This window comes from Bradyrhizobium sp. (genome assembly GCF_019244115.1).
GTDB lineage: Bacteria > Pseudomonadota > Alphaproteobacteria > Rhizobiales > Xanthobacteraceae > Bradyrhizobium.
In genome coordinates this window covers 1-19,969 of sequence record NZ_JAFATE010000249.1, presented here as the reverse complement: position 1 = coordinate 19,969, position 19,969 = coordinate 1, and the positions used below count along the sequence as shown (strand labels likewise).

At 60.4% G+C, this 19,969-nt stretch carries 15 protein-coding genes and 3 pseudogenes; 8 read left to right on the top strand and 10 right to left on the bottom strand.

Translation table 11 applies throughout. The features are described from left to right. The 4 genes from JOZ76_RS11265 to JOZ76_RS11250 all read right to left on the bottom strand — a co-directional run. Positions 1-488: hypothetical protein (locus JOZ76_RS11265; protein WP_291698708.1), on the bottom strand; the 488-nt coding region annotated here is incomplete at its 3' end. Continuing rightward, positions 488-703: a cold shock domain-containing protein gene (locus tag JOZ76_RS11260; protein ID WP_291698709.1), complete on the bottom strand. Its 216-nt coding sequence runs from the start codon at positions 701-703 to the stop codon at positions 488-490. The genes JOZ76_RS11265 and JOZ76_RS11260, both read right to left, overlap by 1 nt. 302 nt (positions 704-1,005) lie before the next feature. Beyond that, positions 1,006-1,611, bottom strand: coding sequence for a ParB/Srx family N-terminal domain-containing protein (locus tag JOZ76_RS11255; protein WP_291698707.1), 606 nt, complete (start codon positions 1,609-1,611; stop codon positions 1,006-1,008). 106 nt (positions 1,612-1,717) lie between these two features. Then, positions 1,718-2,032: a hypothetical protein gene (locus JOZ76_RS11250; protein WP_291698706.1), complete on the bottom strand. Its 315-nt coding sequence runs from the start codon at positions 2,030-2,032 to the stop codon at positions 1,718-1,720. A gap of 643 nt (positions 2,033-2,675) precedes the next feature. Between JOZ76_RS11250 and JOZ76_RS11245 the strand changes: the two genes are divergently transcribed. Then, the gene (locus tag JOZ76_RS11245) at positions 2,676-3,392 is read left to right on the top strand and encodes a hypothetical protein (protein WP_291698705.1); all 717 of its coding nucleotides are present in this window, start codon (positions 2,676-2,678) and stop codon (positions 3,390-3,392) included. A 450-nt stretch (positions 3,393-3,842) separates the two neighbouring features. Then, on the top strand, positions 3,843-4,946 hold the full coding sequence (locus tag JOZ76_RS11240) for a hypothetical protein (protein WP_291698704.1): 1,104 nt from the start codon (positions 3,843-3,845) through the stop codon (positions 4,944-4,946). A gap of 508 nt (positions 4,947-5,454) precedes the next feature. On the opposite strand, the gene JOZ76_RS11235 is transcribed toward JOZ76_RS11240, so the two are convergent. Both JOZ76_RS11235 and JOZ76_RS11230 read right to left on the bottom strand, forming a co-directional pair. Beyond that, a complete protein-coding gene (locus JOZ76_RS11235; RefSeq protein WP_291698703.1) occupies positions 5,455-6,654 on the bottom strand; it encodes an IS91 family transposase in 1,200 nt (399 codons plus the stop codon). 11 nt (positions 6,655-6,665) lie between these two features. Then, positions 6,666-7,555, bottom strand: a pseudogene (locus JOZ76_RS11230) (tyrosine-type recombinase/integrase). 281 nt (positions 7,556-7,836) lie between these two features. On the opposite strand from JOZ76_RS11230, the gene JOZ76_RS11225 reads away from it, so the two are divergent. Continuing rightward, complete coding sequence (locus JOZ76_RS11225; protein WP_441300016.1) at positions 7,837-8,877, top strand: adenylate/guanylate cyclase domain-containing protein; 1,041 nt, start codon at positions 7,837-7,839, stop codon at positions 8,875-8,877. Then, positions 8,816-9,571, top strand: coding sequence for a tetratricopeptide repeat protein (locus JOZ76_RS11220; protein WP_291698701.1), 756 nt, complete (start codon positions 8,816-8,818; stop codon positions 9,569-9,571). Before JOZ76_RS11225 ends, JOZ76_RS11220 begins: the two co-directional genes overlap by 62 nt. 85 nt (positions 9,572-9,656) lie before the next feature. On the opposite strand, the pseudogene JOZ76_RS11215 reads toward JOZ76_RS11220, so the two are convergent. Both JOZ76_RS11215 and JOZ76_RS11210 read right to left on the bottom strand, forming a co-directional pair. Next, positions 9,657-10,289, bottom strand: a pseudogene (locus JOZ76_RS11215) (tyrosine-type recombinase/integrase). A gap of 123 nt (positions 10,290-10,412) precedes the next feature. Next, positions 10,413-11,459 (bottom strand): adenylate/guanylate cyclase domain-containing protein, encoded by a 1,047-nt coding sequence (locus JOZ76_RS11210; protein WP_291698700.1) that lies wholly within the window; start codon positions 11,457-11,459, stop codon positions 10,413-10,415. A 506-nt stretch (positions 11,460-11,965) separates the two neighbouring features. Here JOZ76_RS11210 and JOZ76_RS11205 point away from each other — a divergent pair. Beyond that, complete coding sequence (locus JOZ76_RS11205; RefSeq protein WP_291698699.1) at positions 11,966-13,030, top strand: ABC transporter substrate-binding protein; 1,065 nt, start codon at positions 11,966-11,968, stop codon at positions 13,028-13,030. 517 nt (positions 13,031-13,547) lie between these two features. Here JOZ76_RS11205 and JOZ76_RS11200 read toward each other — a convergent pair. Together JOZ76_RS11200 and JOZ76_RS11195 are read right to left on the bottom strand one after the other, a co-directional pair. Beyond that, positions 13,548-14,660: a mandelate racemase/muconate lactonizing enzyme family protein gene (locus JOZ76_RS11200; RefSeq protein ID WP_291698698.1), complete on the bottom strand. Its 1,113-nt coding sequence runs from the start codon at positions 14,658-14,660 to the stop codon at positions 13,548-13,550. Between the two features lie 154 nt (positions 14,661-14,814). Next, entirely contained in the window at positions 14,815-15,996 is a 1,182-nt protein-coding gene (locus JOZ76_RS11195; protein WP_291698697.1) for a cytochrome P450, read from the bottom strand. Positions 15,997-16,286: 290 nt separating this feature from the next. On the opposite strand from JOZ76_RS11195, the gene JOZ76_RS11190 reads away from it, so the two are divergent. The 3 genes and pseudogenes from JOZ76_RS11190 to JOZ76_RS38535 form a co-directional block, all read left to right on the top strand. After that, positions 16,287-16,694: a DEAD/DEAH box helicase gene (locus JOZ76_RS11190; protein WP_291698696.1), complete on the top strand. Its 408-nt coding sequence runs from the start codon at positions 16,287-16,289 to the stop codon at positions 16,692-16,694. Positions 16,695-16,742: 48 nt separating this feature from the next. Further along, a pseudogene (locus tag JOZ76_RS38540) lies at positions 16,743-18,715 on the top strand (DEAD/DEAH box helicase); the annotation flags it as partial. A 135-nt stretch (positions 18,716-18,850) separates the two neighbouring features. Next, on the top strand, positions 18,851-19,969 hold a 1,119-nt coding region (locus JOZ76_RS38535; protein ID WP_441300017.1), incomplete at its 3' end, for an Lhr family ATP-dependent helicase.

Here is a 19,969-nt window from a genome sequence, read left to right as displayed (position 1 = left end):
TTGTCGATCACCGCGTCCTGCTTTTTCGACAGCCCGACGATTCCGGTGCGCAGGCCCGTCAGCACTGCAATCGCCTCCGGCACGATGTTGGCCTTATAGGAGAGGCCTGCGCCCTCGGTCAGCACCAGGCCGAGGCGCTCGCCGGGCGCGACGCGCCGCCGATCTGCGATGATGATCGCCTGGACCCAGGGGGAGCCGTAGCCGTCGAGATCGAAGATCGAGAATGGAGCGAGGTCGATTGCGCGCAAGACGCGCCTATTGTCCGCGCAGAACATCAGGCGGCCGTCGCGCTGCGGTTTCCGATCGCAGCCAGTATAGGACGCGGCATCCTTCCACACCGCCGAATACATCTCGCCAGCCCCGGCGAACGCATCAAACACGCTCTTGTCGGCGCCGATCGCCTCAAGGACATTGCGACGGATCGAGACCTTGGCCCGAAAAGCCTGCGGGTTATTGTCGGTCTTGACGCCCAGACCATTGAACGACATCACGCCAGCCGGACGCTTCCGGCCTTCTTGCCGTTGCCCTTCTTCGAGTTGTTCGCGACGAGCTCGTAACTTACGCGCTGATCCTGGACCAGCGCATTGAGAAGGCCATCGAGATCGGTACGGTGAACGAAGACTTCGTCGCCGCCGTCATCGGGTCGAATGAAGCCATACCCCTTTTCGTCGGAGAAGAACTTGACCTTACCTGTGACCCGCACGCCTGACATTACCCCACGGAAGTGAATCGTCAAAATGTGATTTTTCCGAACCTTGTCGTCTGCTTGTCAGTCGAAATTGTCGCCACCGATGTGCGCTACCGAAAAGTCGTGGAGATCTATCGACATGAGGTCTCAAAAGATTCAGACATAGAAATCGGGGTGGATCTTGAAGATCGTGCAAGGGGACAAATGTTGATCAAACGCAATACTTTCTGGACCTCGGTCGGCGAAGATCAAGGGTTAGCTGTCCAAGAAAATCTTCAGTTTAGATACTGGGAAATGCATGTACACGCACCCAAATCCTAACCGATGTTGATGTTGCCCTGCTCGACGGTTACGCCGGCGAATGGCTTCATGGCCTGCTCGAGCGCCTTGAGCGCGTTTGCCTGTTGCGCGAGCGGACCGCGAATCGAAATCCAGAACTCGTCATCGACGGGCCCGGTTTCGATCTCGGTTACCTCGAGCTCGTCCGGCTCTGTCGTGATCTTCTTCAGTTCGGCTGGACCGAAACCGATCGACAGCAGGTCCTCGCCTTCGTCTTGCACCTCGATGACGATCTCGCGCAGGATATCGTCGTCCCAGCTCGAGTTCTCGGGGATGCGATTGAGCGCCAGGCCGAGAGCTTTGTAGCCCGCTTCCGACAGGCCGGCGATGACTCGGCATTCGGCCGTCTCGCGCCCCATGCGCTTGAGCGCCTCGAGGCGCGCATGGCCGCCGATGATCTGGCCGTCCGGCCGAATCGCCAATTTCTCGACGAAGCCGAAACGCTCGATCGCCTGCACGATCTGCGAAATCTGCGCCTCGGAGTGCCGGCGCGCGTTGCGAGGATCCGCCGTCAGCTCGGCGACCTTGCGGACTTCGTCGGTGATGGCGGGCGCGCCGGCTGCGGGCTTGGTTTGCTTGACCATCACGACAGCTCCGAGGGTGCGAGGCGACAATGCGAAGTTGTTTCCGGTCCTTTCCCAGCAACGTGTCCGCCATGCATCAGGAAGCCTCGCGAGCGTTAAGGGATGATCAGGTGCGTGACTGCCAGAACTCCTGTTTCCAAAATCCGGCTACCCATCGACAACCTTCGCGCAGCCCGCTGTAGGCGACGCCTGCGAGCCCGAGGAACAGGCCAACTTGGAAAAATTCTCTATAGCGAGCTACGAACTCCTCAAACCACGGCGAAAACTTCAGGATGATCCCCAAGACGAGGAAAGGGATCGACACGATTGCACCGACAACGAGTGCACCCGCCGTCATGCCGCCGATAAATGCAAACGGCACCAACGCGACTCGAACGACTCGCCAGAGTGCACGTCGGATGAATTGCAGCACCCGCCACATGCAACCAGCTTAGTTCGTTTGGCTGAACGCGGGTAGGGGCTCGCGCGCGTTAAAGGACGGTGAAAAAACCAGCCGGGGACATCGGTGGCATGCGAGCGCCTTTAGGCGCGCTTGCGACACATTCGTCACGCGCGGCAGAGAAGAAGATTCTTCGTGGTGATGGAGATATCTATCCGCTCGGGAAGCGCGAGCCGCTTAGGGGCTCGCTTCCACTCGGGGCGCAGTTCGAGCCGTGTGTATGCGCGCGATGGAAGCCGCCAAATTTTTTGGCTGTCAATATGTCTCCGGGGACATTTTCGGAGACATCGAAAGTAAGTGCATGAAAAATCGAGCAAACAAAATTTGCAGGGACATCGGGGACATGCCCTCGGGGACATGAATGTCCCCGCGATTTTGCGCACGTTAACTGTTGTTAGGAAGTTGAGTCGGGGCCGATCATTCGAGGACAAAGGCCCGCCGTGCGCTAAAGTCTGCGTTCGAGGAGGAAGCGGAATGGTTGTCCTCAGGTTGGGACTTACCGGTTTTGACCCCTTTCAGACATCGCAGTCAATTGGAGGTGTTGCGCAAATTTCAGAGTTTTGGCCTAATGGGTTTGGGATTATTCACGTACCGGTCGGCTCGACCCATGACTCTTGGAGATGCATTGGGCATTCTTGGTCTGGCCGTTGCATTAGCAAGCAACGTGTTCGCGTATTTTTTGTATGCCAAAACATTCGAGAGCAAGGCTATATCGAGCGACAGCCGATCAGGGATGGAAGTAACTCATCCTGAATTTAGAACGATGTCATCGGGTGTGCGCGCGCCACTCCGATACTCCGACTGCGTGGTCTGGAATTCTGGGCGAGCGACTATCTTCGGGAGCGATCTAAAATCGGAGAATGGAATTGAAATCCTGTTCTCGGAAGCTGAGATTTTTAAAGGCCCGTACGTGCAAGTGTCTCTCCGAGAAAATAAGGTTGAAGTCCGCAAGCACCAGCCTGGCGGCCTTTCTTGCCGCTTTGATTTCCTTGACCCGGGACAGGGGTTCCAAGTGTCTGTCGGTTACGCGGTCCCGACACCTGACCTATTCAATCCGACGTTCGAAAGACCCAAAATTATTGGCGTTGTTGTGGGGATGCCAAAAGGCATAACGTCAGTTTACTCCAGGGGACGAGCGATCCGAAGTTTCTATGAGTCGTATGGGTTCGCGGCGGTTTTGTTGATCCTGTTTCTGGTGGCAAATATCTTTTCGAAATTCGAGCTTATCTATGCTCTCGCCTTTGGCGCCGCCATCACATCGATGGCGATAATTGGCGCGGTTGCGCTGTATCGGGCAATGAAGGGCAGGCGCCCTCGTCGGCTCATACCCCTCTACGTCTAGCCGCCCGCCAACGAGAGTTGTGAAGTGATCGTCGAAAGCAACGACTGCCGCGCAGACGAATTGCTGCAACGCCGTTGGTCTCTTCTTGGCCCAACTGAGAAATCGTCACGGCTGAAATCGAAGTCTGCTATCGAAGGTAGTACGGACCATATTTGCTCCTGGTGAGACTTTCGGCCTTTGACCCGAAGCCGACCGCCTCCCTTTTGCGTAAATGCCTCTGACTTATTGTTAGCCCATAGCTGAAGATGTCGGTTAACTCGCGTGACGGATTCAATATAATGGCACGCAACCTGACCGCGCATTGCAATTGGCTTCTCTCGCTGTATGGGAACCGCCTCTACTAGGCCTCCGTCTGTGCGCGGTAACAAGGAGGATGTCATGCGATCCCGAGGCGAGCGCCGCCCTTTCCCTTGCATGATGGTTGTACGGCAAATCTTTGGGAGCCTTGAAATGAAAAACCTCCTTCCAGCCATTGCGATTGTTCTCAGCACAGCCCCCGCGCAAGCTTGCGGCATCTTCGGAATTGACTGGCTCGGCACTTGTAAAATTGCCAGCGATGCAAAAGCAGCTGTTGACGAGGCGATGCAGCAAGTGCGCCAAACCCAAGATTACGTCGTACACAATACTCCGGGCCTCCACGACGTTGCAGACTTAAACGAACTTGCATCGAGTGACCCGAAAGTTCGAAAGGCTGTTATAGACCGCTATCGCAACCTACTCGCTGCTGCGGAGGGAGTAGACCAGGCGGAGACCAAAATTCCTGTTTACAAACTAGCCATCTCATATGATTTCGACGCGACGAAGGTTTTTCGGGCTAATCATGTTAGATGGACGGACGGCTCCGAAACGACCGCGCGCCTCTTTCTAGAGAACAATTCAGTTGAGCTTTGGACAGATCAAGCGCGGCCGAAGCGAGCTAACATTGCCCCACCAAACGAAGCACAGGTTCGACAGCAGCTTCTTGAGAAAGCGGACGCATTTCTCGATAGTTTGACGGGGCCGCAAGTGGACACGCATATATCAGGTGCGGGTCAATTGGCTTATCCAAATGCAATCACTGTCAGTCGCAAGTATGCACTTACTCCTGAGACTGTCGGCCCAGATACTCCTAGATATCAGGCGGTTCAACCGCAGATCAACGAGCAGCGCGAGGCCATAAAGGCGCGTCTAGTAGATATCATCTTAAGTGCCTACTCATACAGCGAAGACAGGGTTGGCAATACTGATTCGATGTACGATTGGTCCCTCACGGACGGCAAAACGAACGTAATATTGTATGTGGACGACACCACCTACAACGAACAGAAGGATTACGATTGGAAGATAACGGTTAGAGTGCAACGTGACTCCGATCCTAGTCAGTCCCTGAAACAGCGCTACACCCGCGAAGTGCATCAAGGACATTTTCATCAATTGAAATTGCAGGATGGAACGGGACGCATCGCGTATTGGACCCAGCTGGAGATGACCGCCGAGAATCTGCCCACCGTTGGTGTGTTAGCTGCACTCGCGGAGCATAAGAAGGTGCTGGAAGCAATAGAAGGGGCCAAATAACCGCATGAGCCTGAACATATACCGGCGAGGTGATTGAACGGGACGAAATCGCTGCGATGCATGGGTCCGGAAATGGCCCAAGGCGGCCGAAGTTCGGCGTTGCAACAAGTCGGCAGCTATCTGGGGTACAGCGGCCGTGCCTCCAACCCATTCGGGAAGGCAGCCCGTGTGAAGGGTTTCGGATGCCGGCCGCATGAGAGACAGCGCCGCGTATTCGGGCGGCCGGCGTCCGAAAGCCTCCAAGGGAGGAAACCGCGGGTAAGGGAACGTGGGTCAGGCCGCAGGCGCTATGGTGATTTGAGTGCCGCGGGCGAGCTGTCTGATTGGGACCTAACCGATCCAGCAGGCTGGCTGATGATGAAGCGGTTGATGAAAGAGCGGCAGATTGCGTTGACCGCGGCGAATTGTCGGGCGATTTGAGAGGACATCAGCGTACCGGAGCGCACTCTGCCGTGGCCGAACGAGGGGCAGCGCGCGGGGTGAGCAGAATTGCGGGATTGTAAGCCGGTCATGAGGTGTCGATCCTGATGGCAGTCGTCGGGTCGGTCGGCCGCTGCCGTGGAGTTGTCCCGCGGGCGAAGACCTCAATGATGATCATGCGACCACCGCAGCATGGACAACTCGGCTTGCCGGGATCGACGGCGGCAGCGGTGGGCTGGCCTTCAGGTCTTGCGACGGCGAGCAGCTCGCGTGCGCGTGCGATGTTGTCGGCGCAGGAGCCCTTGGCGAACAGGCCGTAGTGGCGGATGCGGTGCAAGCCCTTTGGCAGCACGTGGATGAGGAAGCGGCGGATGAACTCGTCCGTGGCGAGCGTCATCTGCTTGTATCGATCGCGGCCCTCGATGCGGTAGTCTTTCCATTTGAAGGTGACGAGCTGTTCGTCAAAGGCGATCAAGCGGCTGTTGGCGATGGCAACGCGGTGAGTATAGCGCGACAGATAGGCCAGCACCGCCTCGGGGCCGCCGAACGGTCGCTTGGCGTAGACGACCCACGCGGTTTTGCGCAGCGGCGCAAGATGGGCTGCGAAGGACTGCGCATCAGCCAGATGGGCGTGAGCGCCGAAGAAGCTCAAACGGCCGGCTTGGTGGGTGGCGATGAGCTTCTCCAGGAACAGCCGACGGAACAGGCGGGAGAGCACGCGCACGGGCAGAAAGAATCCCGGCCGGCACGATATCCAGCGCTGGCCGTCTGGTGAGATGCCGCCACCTGGCACGATCATGTGCACGTGCGGGTGATGGGTCAGTGCCGAGCCCCAGCTGTGCAGCACGGAGGTGATGCCGATCCTGGCACCGAGATGCCTGGGGTCGGCGGCAATCGTCAGCATGGTCTCGGCCGAGGCCTTGAACAGCAGATCGTAGACGACGGCCTTGTTCTGGTAGGCGATGTCGGCGATGGCCGCAGGCAGCGTGAACACCACATGATAGTACAGCACCGGCAACAGCTCGGCCTCGCGGTTGGCGAGCCATTGCTTCGCGGCTGCGCCCTGGCACTTCGGGCAGTGCCGGTTGCGGCAGGAGTTGTAGGCGATGGTCGTATAGGCACAGTCCGCGCAGCGCGCGACATGGCCGCCGAGCTCCGCCGTGCGGCAGCGCTCGATCGCCGACATCACCCTCAACTGCTGGAGGCTCACATGGCCGGCATTGGCTTGACGCCACGCCGGACCATGGCCGCGGAAGATATCCGCGACCTCCAATCTTGGACGCGCCACCCGCCTTCCGCTTAGGCCGGTGACGTGTCCCTGGGCTCGTTCTTCTTGGGTGTCAGCGGCGTGAGGCGATCGAGCGGGCTCATGACCTCGCGGATCGTGTTGGTGGCGACGCGGGTGTAAAGCGCCGTGGTCTCAAGTTTGGCATGACCCAGCAGGACCTGAATCACCCTGATATCGATGTTCTGCTCGAGCAGGTGGGTTGCGAAGCTGTGGCGCAAGGTGTGCGGCGTTATCCGCTTGGTAATCTCGGCCATGTCAGCTGCCGCGTGGCAGGCGCGCGTGAGTTGGCGCGTCGACATTGGGCTGGCCGGCTTCAGTCCCGGAAACAGCCAGCCCTGCGGGCGGCCAATGCGATACCAATCACGCAGAAGTTCGAGCAGCACCGGAGAAAGCATCGCGTGGCAATCCTTGCGGCCTTTACCCCGCTCGACGCGCAGCATCATGCGCTCGGAGTCGATATCGGAGACATTCAAGGCGACGACCTCAGAGACGGCAGCCCTGCACCGTAGGCGACACTGAGCGCTGCCTTGTACTTGATGCTCGGCGCGGCCTCCAGAAAGCGCGCAACCTCATCGGGGCTCAACACCACCGGTGCCTTGCGCGGCTCGTGAATGAATGCCAGGTGCTTGGTGAGGTCTGGGCGATCCAGCGTTACATTGAAGAAGAAGCGCAGTGCCGAGACGGTGGCGTTGATCTTTGGCACGCCGGCGCCCCTCGACACCAGATGCAGCCGAAAGCCGCGCACGTCCTCTGACTGGGCCTGGTCGGGAGAGCGGCCCAGGAACACCGCGAAGTCCTTGACCCTTTGCACGTAGTCATGTTGGGTCTTGGGCGAGAGCTTGCGGATCGTCATGTCTTCGATCATGCGCCGACGCAACGGGCTGATGGCCTGCTTGGTCATTGGGGATGCTCCTGTCTTGAGTGAGGTTCTCGAACCCCTCGATCTCAAGACAGGACGCCCCGTTGCGCTATCGTCTTGCCTCCGCCGCCAGCCGCGGCCTCCTACCGCGCGAGCGGTTTAGTCCTTTGACCCGAAGCAGACCTCCTGGCGCGCGCGATCAATCGTCTGAGTCCGTTGGCAGCAACCCAACTCCTATGGTTTGATGAGATAGGTCAGGCGGGGTCGGGCTGATGTCGGCTGGACGCACAGAACGGCGGTTAGCAGCAATCGTAGCGGCTGACGTGGCGGGCTACTCGCGGCTCATGGGCCTCGACGAGGTCGGCACCGCCCGCGCGCTCCGCGAACACCGCGCGGTCACTGATGCCCTTGTGGCGAAGCACGGCGGACGCATCGTCAAGTCCATGGGCGACAGCGTATTGCTGGAGTTTCCCTCCGTAGTCCATGCGGTCGAATGCGCAGTGGCCGTGCAGGCGGTGATGGCCGAGCGCAACCAAGGTGTCCCCGAGGACCGACGTATGCTGTTTCGGATCGGGATCAATCTCGGGGACATCCTGATCGAGGGCGATGACATTCTTGGTGATGGCGTCAACGTCGCGGCACGGCTTGAGGGTATCGCTGAGCCTGGGGGCATTTGCGTCTCATCGTCCGCATACGATCAGGTTCGTGGCAAGGTCGCGGTTGAGTTCGTCGATTTGGGCGAGCAGCGACTGAAAAATATCGACCGCCCCGTTCATGTCTTCGCGGCAAAATCGAAGGACCATCTGGGGCTGGTTGCGCCGAGCGCGTTGCCCTCGCGCCCTGATGAGCGAATGCCACTCCCGCTGCCCGACAAGCCATCCATCGCCGTGTTGCCGTTCCAGAACATGAGCGGCGATCCGGAACAGGAATATTTTGCAGACGGAATGGTCGAAGAGATCACGACGGCACTCAGCCGATTCCACTGGCTGTTCGTTATCGCTCGCACTTCGACACTCGCCTACAAGGGGCGAGCGGTCGATTTAAAGCAGGCAGGCCGCGAACTGGGCGTCCGCTACCTGCTCGAAGGCAGTGTACGAAAGTCGGGAAATCGGGTGCGCATCACCGGACAATTGATCGATGCTACGACGGGCGCGCATTTATGGGCCGATCGCTTCGACGGCGCGCTGGAAAACATCTTCGAGCTTCAGGATCGGGTGGCAAGCGGAGTTGTTGGCGCGATCGATCCCAAGCTGCTGGCGGCCGAGGTGGCGCGCGTCAAGCGCAAGGCACCGGCCGATCTGAATGCTTACGATCTTTTTGCGTGCAACGGATTGCATATACCGGTGGACGGTCGAGAGTCATGACGAAGCGCTTCGGCTCCTGTATGAGACCATCAAGCTCGATCCGGAATACGCACAGGCCCATGCCTTAGCTGCCTATTGTTACATCTGGCGCTTTACGATCGGCCGCACCTCCGACGCCGATCAGATCGAGGCCAGGAGACTTGCCCGGGAAGCAATTAAGTTCGGTCGGGATGACGGGTTTTCACTCGCCTGGGGTGGTATGACCCTCGCCACCTTTGCGCGGACAATTGTCGAATTGAGAGAAGGCGCAGCTTTTTTAGATCAGTCCTTGCTGCTCAACCCTAATCTGGCACGATCGTGGAATCTGAGCGGCTGGGTCAGGAGCATGTTGGGTGAGCCCGATGTCGCGATTGAACATCTCGAACGGGCGATGCGCCTAAGTCCGCTCGATTTCGCATTCCATGTAATGGAATCCGCAACGGCGCACGCGCATCTTCGCGCAGGACGCTATCCAGAAGCAATAGCCTGGGCGGAGAAATCCCTGCGAGACCAGCCGAACAACGTTGACGCTCTCGCCGCGCTCTCCATTGCCAACGCCTTAGCAGGCGAAATTGACAACGCAAAAGCAGCAATGAAACGACTGCTTGGCATCGCGCCTGGTCGGCGGGTCTCCAACTACTTTCAACCCTATGTATCGCCTGAACGGCGGGCCCTGATCGGGAACGCACTACGAATGGCTGGAATGCCCGAATGAGACTTAAGAACTGGTGCCAGGACCGCATTTGGCCCGAAGCGGCTCAAGGCCGCTGGGCAGAGCATGTCCGCTCTGCCCTGGTGATTCAGACGTCGACTTGTTCGGCAATCGCGAGCGCATCGTCCACCTCGATGCCGAGGTAGCGGACCGTACTTTCGATCTTGGTGTGGCCGAGCAAGAGCTGCACGGCTCGCAAATTCCCGGTGCGGCGGTAGATCAGCGTTGCCTTGGTCCGGCGCAGGGAGTGGGTCCCAAACATCATCGGGTCAAGCCCGATGCTTGCCGTCCACTCAGCAAGAAGGCGAGCATATTGGCGGGTTGTCAATCGCTCGATTGTGCCCACGGCGCCCAGCGAACAAATACTCACCTGGCCTCTTGCCGGCTTCCTTCAAGAAGTCGTCAACGGCTTGCCGGGTTTGATCCGTCAACTCGAACTTGACCGGTCTCCCGGTCTTCTTCTGCCGGACGGTCGCACGATCGACCGCATAGCCATTCGGAGCGACATCTTCGACCCTCAGGGCGACGACGTCGCAACCTCGCAACTTGCTGTCGATCGCAAGGTTGAAAAGGCAAGGTCGCGGGTCCGTCTTTCGATCAGCAGCCGTGTTCGGATGGACCAGACTTGGTTTGGCCGCAGCGGAGGTTTGGCTCCGACCAGCTTGCCCTTGTTCCAGGGGGTGCGGCAAACTTTGGTGGAGAGACTTTCTTCGTCAGGCATGACCGTACTCCTCGGTTTGTGAGGGTACCGAGCATGCGTGATGACGCGCAGATCGTGTCTGCTTTCAGGGGCTTGCGGCCATAGATGCGCCGCGGGGCCGCCCTAGGTCTGCAGCACATGACCCTAGGCAGACATTGGCCGAAGTTCGAGATTTGGCTGATATTCATAGACGCGGATCGAGGTGGAAATTCCTTTGACGGTCTCTTCGCCGATCTCGCGCATGCGGTCGCGGTTCGCTAGTGCCTCGACCACGACCTTCGACACAATGCAGCGTGCGTTGTGGGTTCTGGCGACCTCTTCCATCCGCGCTGCGATGTTGATGGCATCGCCGTAGATGCCAATCGAGCGTTTTGTATCGCCCTGCTCGCTGACGATCACGTCGCCGCCGTGGATGCCGATGCGGAAGCCTGGTGCGACACCGAACAATTTATCGTACGAGGCACGCTGCCGCTCGATCGCGCTAAACATCGAGTCGACGGATCTGAGAATGTTGTCTTGGTCGGCCCCCGCGGCCCAATTCCATATCGCAATCAATCCATCCCCTTTGTAGAGGTAAATCTCGCCGCTATGATCGGTGATCGGCGCCGAGAGGTCGGAGAGGAATTTGCTGACGAGAGAGCGCATCGACAGTGCGCCGAGCCTTTCGCCCATGGCTGTTGATCCATTGATGTCGAGAAACAACAGCATCTTCCGTTCACGCACGGGGCGATGGTAGGTGCCAACCGTGAGGTGGAACAGATTCTCAAGCCCAATGAAGTGGATGACCCGCACCATCAACACGCCGACCAGAGAAAATATCGTGAAAAAAGCGATCCCGTAGGGCAGCCGGCGATAGAGCGTCGGGAGGTCATCCAGGCGTCCGAGCAGCGCACGCGTGAGGTGGGCGGAAGCAATGTAGAACAGGATGATCACGCCGATATAGACCGGGATTGAGCGAAGCGGATGCATGTTGCGCAGCCAACGACCACGCTTGCTTTGAACGTAGAATTCTTCAAACAGCCCGACGCCGAACCCGATCAAGATGGCGTTGCTAAGCCCGAGCTCTAGCGGACGCCCGGCGGCGAGCGTCGTCACAAATCCGAGGCAGGCGAAAATGACCATCGTCACTAGTACGAACAGCGCTTTGCGTCGCGCCGTTTGCTTGATCGGGAAACATTTGCTCCTGATCACCCATCTCTCCACTCGCAAACTCGTGTCGAACTCGAAGGCGGCAGCGAAAGATTAGAGATTGTAGCCCGTAGTGAGCCAGTAGGTCAGGAAAGTATAGAGAATTTTTTGTGTCACAGTAGGTCGGCTGATGGCCCAGGCTGTGTGCTTTTCACACAGCCTGGCCCCGTTGCTGCCGATTCAGCATGTCTGCCGTAAGGGTCGGATCTCTGAGCAAGACCGGACCACATCTGCTCGTTCCGAGCCTTTCGCATTTTGACCCGAAGCGGACTTCTCATTCGTCCATGGGCATCCGGCACGGGACGCTCGCAATCCGGTTCTGACAGGAGTAACGTTCTTAACTAAAACCGTGGCCCGGGTCTAACCCGCCGGTCGTCGTACCTGCCGCGGACATCGCGCTCTGGGACTTGCCCCTTGGAGAGACCGCGGATGTCGATCGCCCGTTGCATGCACGTGTTTCTCTCCGCTGTCGCGCGAGCCGTCATGCGACGAGCACGAAGGAGGGTGCAATGACACATTCGCATCTCGTTTCACGTCGTACAGCGCTTAAAGTCGGTGCTGGCGTAGCCGCAATTCCTTTAGTCCACATCCGCACCGCACGCGCCGCCAACCAAAAAACATTCATCATGGGCTACGACCCAACGGGCCCAACCTGCCATCTTGGACAGTATGCAGCCTTCGTGAAGGGTTTCTTCGCGGAGGAAGGTCTGCGTGTCCAAGGAGTCGCCGCGCTAGACAACCGAACGGCCGTTGCCCAGGGCAGATCCCACCGGCTCTGGATCAAGACCGACGCCGGGGTCTCTGAGGCTGACGTCGGCTACTTCGACACGGACCAACTGCACAACATGGTGGCCGGAAAGGTCGACTACTACATCGTTGATGGCAACCACTTCGGTTGCTGGTCCATTATGGTTCCGCCTAACGGCCCGGTCCAGTCCGTCGCTGACCTTAAGGGAAAGACGATTGAGATCGGTGCATACGCGGTCGAACCATTCTTGTTGCACGGTCACATGTGGCTCCACCACTGGCTGAAGGCGCCGGGGCTCGATGCCCCTAGAGAGGTGACATTGAGGACCTACCCCTGGGAGGCGCTCGCTAATCTGAATGACTATGTGGCGGAGGGATTCAAAACCGGCAAGTTTGCAGCGATCGCGGTCGCGGAGCCCCGGGCGTTGATCATGGAGGAGAAGCAACTCGCGCGGCGGCTCGTCACTCAGGACGAAACCACGCACAACAATGAATTTTGTTGCCTAACTGTCATCAAGCGCGCGATCGTCGAGAACGAACTCGAGACTGCGGCCAGTATTGTCCGGGCGTTTAGAAGCGCGAGGGAATGGGCCGGGCAGCATCCGCGCCAGGCGGTGCTCGCCGCGCAAGCTGGCGGCTACTATGGCACGACGGTCCCTGTCGAAGGATCAGTCAAAGCGGTGGAATGCTGCCTTAGCTTCGACACTCAGCTCGATGTTGGTCAATCGCTGGAGCGTGCGCTCCGCACTCGGATCGAGTCGGGCGCCATCAAGACCGATAAGTCACCGCAGGAGTTGGCGCGTCTGTATTATCGGAAACTCGCATAAGCAAGATTGCCGGATTGCGATCGCTCGAATTGCACGCATCGGCTCAAGCTTGTTCGGGTGGCCTTGGGACGCCAACAATGACGCTTGGCGTTGCGGATGACGTTTGGACGATTGGCGAGTTGTTGCGCGCCGCACTGGCGACGCCGCAAATTTCGCCTTTTGGCCCCAAGCGAAGAAGCGGGCAACGCTGCGCTTGTCTGCTGTCGGGGTCAGACCGGACGTGTGTCTCGTAATTTGCGACCGCCGGTTGTGACCCTAAGCGGGCCTAGACGCCTTACTTCCGCGCCAAAGCTCCTCCCGCATCATTCTTTCCCTAAACAAGCAGAGGACGTCTGGTCGCCCAATAATGATAGCGGCAGGAGCAGTCGCATCTCTATTGCTCTGGACCATCTGTCGGCTGCGTGAAGTTTGAGAGGACAGCTGGGGGCCGGTGCCGGCAGCTGCGCCGATGCTAGAAAGCTAAGAGCGTACGCAACACTTTCTCGACGGCAGCCGAAGCACTGGCAAGCATCGGTGCCTACGGAATCGAGACAACCGCGCCTTGCCGGTATTTCTCGACGATCCTCATGTCCGGCTCGACGCCGAGGCCGGGACCCTGCGGGACGGACACCTTGCCGCCTGTCGCCGTCATCGCGTCGCCAAAAGGAGACGCCTCCAGATTGGCGTAGAGGTTTTCGAGCAGGGTATCAGTCGGCAACGATGCAACGATGTGGATCGAGGCGAGATTGCCGGGCCCGAAATAAGCGCAGTGTGGGATGAGTTCGACGGAATGCGCCTCGGCGAGCGCGATGATCTTGCGCATCTGGGTGATGCCGCCGATCTTGGTCACGCTGGGCTGCGCGATGTCGACGGCACCCTTCTCGAAGCTATCGGCAAAATCGTGCAGGCCGCCGGCGTTCTCGCCCGCCGAAATCCGCGTCTGTCCCTCGCGGCGTACGCGCGCCAGCCCCCTGTGGTCCTCGGGCGGAAACACCGGCTCCTCGAGCCAGAAGAGACAGGCGGGGCGATAGGCGCGCTCCATCTCGAGCGCCTCGGCGACGGTCCACGGGCAATTGACGTCATTTATGATCGCGATGTCGGGTCCCGCGCCGTCGCGGGCTGCCATCACCGCGGCGACGGAATGCTCGTGCAGCTTGATATGCTTGAACCCGGCCGCCGTCCGCTCCGCGCATATTCGTGCGACCGTCTCCGGTGCGCCGTAGCGCAGCAGGCTGGCGTAGGCTCTGACCTCGGTGCGCCGCGCGCCGCCGAGGAGCTGGCTCAGCGGCAAACCCGCTCGCTTGCCGGCGATGTCCCAAAGCGCGATGTCGACGCCTGAGTGTGCGTAGACCACAGGACCGTTGCCGCCGAACAGGTGGAAGTGCTGCGCGGCCTCGCGGTGCAGCGCGGCGATGTCGGTCGGGTCCTTGCCGATGAACCACGGCGCAACATAGCACTCGAGCGCGGCCTTGGTCGCCGGAATGATCGTGTGGCCGAAGCCCTCGCCCCAGCCGGTGATACCGGCGTCGGTCTCCACTTGGATCAGCAGGTGGTCCATGGTCGCGAACTTAAGCCCGGCGAACTCCTGGCGCGGCGCGCCCATGTCGTAGGGAATGCAGACGTGGTGCGCGTGAATGGCGATGATCTTCATTGTGTTCCCGGCGTTCTTGTGGGATGACGTGCCGGAGGAATGTAGCACCCGGCGGATGTGCCGCGGAATTGACCGCCAAGCGCTGCTTACGGGTAATTGCGGACGATCTCCAGCAGCGCGGCAAAACAAAAAAGTTTCTGCCTAGCGCCGACTCCTATTGCAGGAGAACCGGCAGGTTCAGCGGGCCACGGAAACCGAACCCGTGCCAGCGCACGCTCGCGGGTTCAGGCAAGGTCATGTTGGGGAAGCGCTCGAATAGCATTGGCAGCAGGATGGCCCCAACGGTTCGCCGCGACAGGTGCGCGCCCGCGCAATGATGCGGGCCGTTGCCAAAGGCCTGGTGAGGATTGGGCTCGCGCAGCCCGTTGTAGTTCTCGCCATCTTCGAAGACCTCCTCGTCTCGATTGGCCGACGCCTGGATCGTCATCACGGTGTCGCCCTTGGGGATGATGCAGCCACGAATCTCCGTGTCCTCCATAACGAGCCGTGAACTCGCCTGGATAGGCGCCACCCACCGCACTCCTTCCTCGAAGGCGGACCGCCATCTGCTCCCTGCGCGCACGGCGTCAAGCTGATCCGGATTGGTGAGAAGGCCGTATAGGATCGTCAGCAGGGCGTCGCGAGGCTCGTTGATGCCGCCGCCGATCGCGATCTTTACATTGGCGATCATCTGGCTTTCTGGAATCGGTTTCGCCGCGTTCACCATGAAGGAGAGTGCTGAGGAATCTGGTTCAGCCCGCACGCGTTCGGCGTTGGCGCGGATACATTTGTCCATCTCCGCATTGGCAATGTCGGTCGCATCGAAAGGCCCCGGCGTCCATCCGAAATTGCCGGCGCCGTCAATCAGGGTCTGAGACCATCGCTGCATGTCCTCATCGCTCGCGTCCGGAACACCCATTGCATGCGCCAGAATCCGCGCGGCGAGCGGTCCCGCGAGAGTGGGAAAGAGATCGACCACCTCACCGCGCGGCAAATGGTCAAGATACGCCGCGGCTAGTTTCGCATATAGCGGCGCCCAAACGGATTCGATTGTCTTCGGCATCAGGGCCGGCATCATCGCCATCCGCTCGGTCCGGTGCTCGTCGTGGTCCTTGCGCATGAGCGTATGAGCGAGAAAGGCGCGCTTCATGGGCGTGTTCGGATCGTCGGAGCTGAACAACGCCGCATTGTCCTTAACGTATTTGGTGTCAGCAGCCTTGGTGAGGAACGTGCGCCCCACGGATTTGACCCGTAGTACAGGCGCTTCGCGTCTCAGGCGCCTGTAGATCGGATAGGGATCGCGCGTGAGCTCCTCGATCGTGATGATCTCGTCCAGGGGAGCCAGGCCAGTCGGCATAGGGTGCTCCTGTTAGCTGCACGCCAGCAGACGGAGCTTAATGGCAGGTGCGAAACGGCGCAATGCCGGTGCCCGCCGTGCCCGGCAAGCGCGGAGCTGGTACGCTTCTCTCCGCCAGGGATGCGAGAACGACAGGGGCAATCGCACGATCTAACACCACTTACTACCTGGTGTGAAGCCGACCTGCACCTCGGTTGATCCGCATCCCGAGCACCCTATATGCACCTGTCGGTTCCAAGTTGCCCTCCTGCCATTTTCGGCTGGGAACGGCCGCAGCCAGCAGTTCGCGCATGCTTTCCAAGACATCATTCCATCCCTCCGTCGTCGCCTGGTTTGAGGAGCAGTTCGGGGTTCCCACGCCGCCGCAGGCTGAAGCTTGGCCGCTTATCAAGGCTGGTCAGAACGTGTTGATCGCGGCGCCGACCGGCTCGGGCAAGACGCTTGCTGCGTTCCTGTCGGCGATCGATGACCTTGTGTGGCAGGGTGAGGCCGGCGCACTCAAGGATGAAACCCAGGTCGTCTATGTTTCACCGTTGAAGGCCCTCTCCACAATCTTGAGGCGCCGATCGCCGGCATCCGAGACAAGCTGCGCGAACAAAAGCGTTCCGATCTGGAGATCAGAAGCTGGGTGCGGACCGGCGACACGCCCTCAACCGAGCGCCAGCGCATGGCACGGCGCCCGCCGCACATCGTCGTGACGACCCCGGAATCGCTCTATCCTGCTCGGTTCAGAGACCGGACGACGGATGCTGTCAACCACGCGCACCGTGATCGTCGATGAGATTCATGCCATCGCGGCGAACAAGCGCGGCAGCCATCTCGCTCTCTCGCTCGAGCGGCTGGCAGCTATATGCGCCTCACCGCCGCTGCGAATCGGTCTATCTGCAACGCAGAAGCCGATCGAGGACGTCGCTCGGTTTCTTGTTGGCGCCACGCCCGACCAGGCGGCTACGAGCAAGGCGTGTGTGATCGTGGATTCAGGCCATCGCCGGGATCGAGATCTCGCCCTTGAGGTTCCGGAGTCCCCTCTCGAAGCTGTGATGTCGGCGGAGGTCTGGGATCAGGTCTATCGTCGCCTGTCCGCACTGATCGAGCAGCACAGTACCACGCTCGTTTTCGTCAACACCCGCCGAATGGCCGAGCGGGTGACGCGAAAACTGTCCGAGCTGTTGGGCGAGACAAATGTCACCGCACATCATGGCAGCCTTGCCAAGGAGCAGCGGCTGGAGGCCGAGCAGCGACTGAAGCACGGGCAGCTCAAGGCGTTGGTTGCAACCGCATCGCTTGAGCTCGGTATCGACATCGGCGATGTCGACCTCGTCTGTCAACTCGGCTCGCCGCGCGCGATTGCGACTTTCCTGCAGCGTGTCGGCCGATCTGGTCATGCGGTCGGTGGCACGCCCAAGGGCCGGCTCTTTCCGCTGTCTCGCGACGAGTTGGTCGAGTGCACGGCCCTGCTCGATAGCGTGCGCCGTGGCGAACTCGATCGACTGATGATCCCCGAGCAACCGCTTGACGTGCTGGCGCAGCAGATCGTAGCGGAAGTGGCTTGCCGCGAGTGGCGGGAGGACGAGCTATTCGCGCTCGTCCGCCGTGCGTGGGCCTACCGAAAGCTGTCACGCGAGGACTTCTCTGCTGTAGTCGAGATGCTGTCTCATGGGTTTAGCACGCGAAGAGGCCGCCGCGGTTCGCTGCTCCACCACGACGCCGTCAATGGCGTGCTGCGCGGCCGGCGTGGCTCGCGGCTGACGGCGCTCACCGCCGGCGGCACCATTCCGGATAACGCCGACTATCAGGTCCTGCTTGAGCCCGAGAACCACCTGATCGGTACAGTGAACGAGGACTTCGCCGTCGAAAGCCTCGCCGGTGATATTTTTCAGCTCGGAAACCGCAGCTACAAGATCCAGCGCGTGGAGCGCGGGGTCGTCCGCGTCGAGGACGCGCATGGTATGGCGCCGACCATTCCATTCTGGCTCGGTGAGGCGCCGGGCAGAACCGACGAACTGTCGCAATCAGTGTCGCGTTTGCGCGAAGCAATTGCAGCCCATCTGGGGCGGGATTCTAGCGGCGCCACTGCGTTGCGCTGGCTCACGGACGAGGTCGGCATGGTCCCAGCCGCGGCCGATCAGCTCGTTGAATATCTGCAAACCGCGTATGGCGCACTGGCGTGTCTGCCGACGCAAACGACCGTCGTGATCGAGCGCTTTTTCGACGAAGCGGGCGGCATGCAGGTTGTCATCCACTCGCCACCTGGCAGCCGTCTCAATCGCGCTTGGGGCCTGGCGCTGCGAAAACGCTTCTGCCGCAAGTTCAACTTTGAACTTCAGGCTGCCGCGACCGAGGACAACATCGTCATCTCGCTGACCGAGGCGCACAGCTTCCCGCTTGACGAGGTGGCAAATTACCTGAACTCGGCGTCGGTGCGCGCGGTTCTGACACAAGCCATGCTGGACTCACCGATGTTCACTACACGCTGGCGCTGGGTGGTGGGCGTGGCGCTTGCGCTGCCCCGCTTCCGGGCGGCAGGGAGGTGGCGCCGCAGATCGCGCGTATGGGGGCGGAAGACTTGATTGGGGCCGTGTTCCCCGACCAGATTGCCTGCGCAGAAAATCTGGCAGGCGAACGGGAAATCCCAGATCATCCGCTGGTTCGCCAGGCCATCCGTGACGGCCTGACTGATGCCATGGATATTGAAGGCCTCGAGCGGCTGCTGGGGGCGATCGAGGCCGGGGAAGTTGCAATCGTCACGCGCGAGCTGACGCAGCCGTCGCCGCTGGCGTTCGAAGTGCTGTCAGCGCGGCCCTACGCTTTTCTCGATGATGCCCCGCTCGAGGAACGCCGGACCCAGGCGGTGATGGCGCGGCGCTGGATATCGGCTGAGGATGCGGCGGATCTCGGGCGCCTCGATCCCGAGGCGATTGCGCGCGTGCGCAATGAGACCTGGCCTGACGCCGAAAACGCGGATGAGTTGCACGACGCGCTCGTATGGCTCGGCTTTATGACGGAGGCGGAGATCGATGCACAAGCGCGCTTGCGTGATTGGCTGAAAGCGCTTGCCGATACAGGGCGCGTTGGGCGCGTGGCGCGCGGTGCCCGGACATTGTGGATTTCCACCGAGCGGGCTGGGCAGTTTCGCGCGCTGTGGCCGCAGGCGCGGATTGAGCCCGAGGTCGGCTTGCTGTTCTCGCGTGAGTGGTCGCGCGATGACGCGCTGGTCGAGATCATTCGCGGCCGGCTTGAGGGCTTAGGGCCGGTGACGGCAACGAGCCTTGCATCTTCCTTGGACATGACACCCGGTGAGATTGCCGTGCCGCTCGCAAGCCTCGAGGCTGAGGGCTTCGCCATGCGCGCGCGTTTCACGGCGGGCGCGGACGAGGACGAATGGTGCGAGCGCCGTCTCCTGTCGCGCATTCATCATTGCACTATCAAGCGGCTGCGAGGCGAGATCGAGCCGGTCGCTGCACGCGATTTTCTCCGTTTCCTGTTCGCCTGGCAGCACGTCGATCCCAGGACGCGCATGACCGGCCGCAAGGCCCTCGATGCGGTGCTGGCGCAGCTTGAAGGTTTTGAGGCGCCGGCTGGTGCGTGGGAGAGCGAGATCCTGCCGGCGCGGCTCGCCGACTATGACCCTGACTGGCTCGACGAACGCTGTCTTGCTGGCTACCTCACTTGGATGCGGTTGCGCGCGCGGGGTGGGACCGGCGAGAAGAAGGCCTCGCCACTGCGCACCACGCCGATTGCGATTTTGCCGCGCCAAGCCAGCGCGATGTGGACTTCGTTGTCGTCACAGGGCGACGGCTTGCGCCCGAGCCCGCGCGCAGAGACAGTCGCCGAGCGCATTCGGCAGGACGGCGCTTCGTTCTTCCAGGATCTCCTAGGCCAGACCGGTTTGCTGCGTTCGCAGCTTGAGGAGGCTATCGCCGAGCTGGTCGCGCTGGGCATCGTGACATCGGACAGTTTTGGCGGCCTGCGC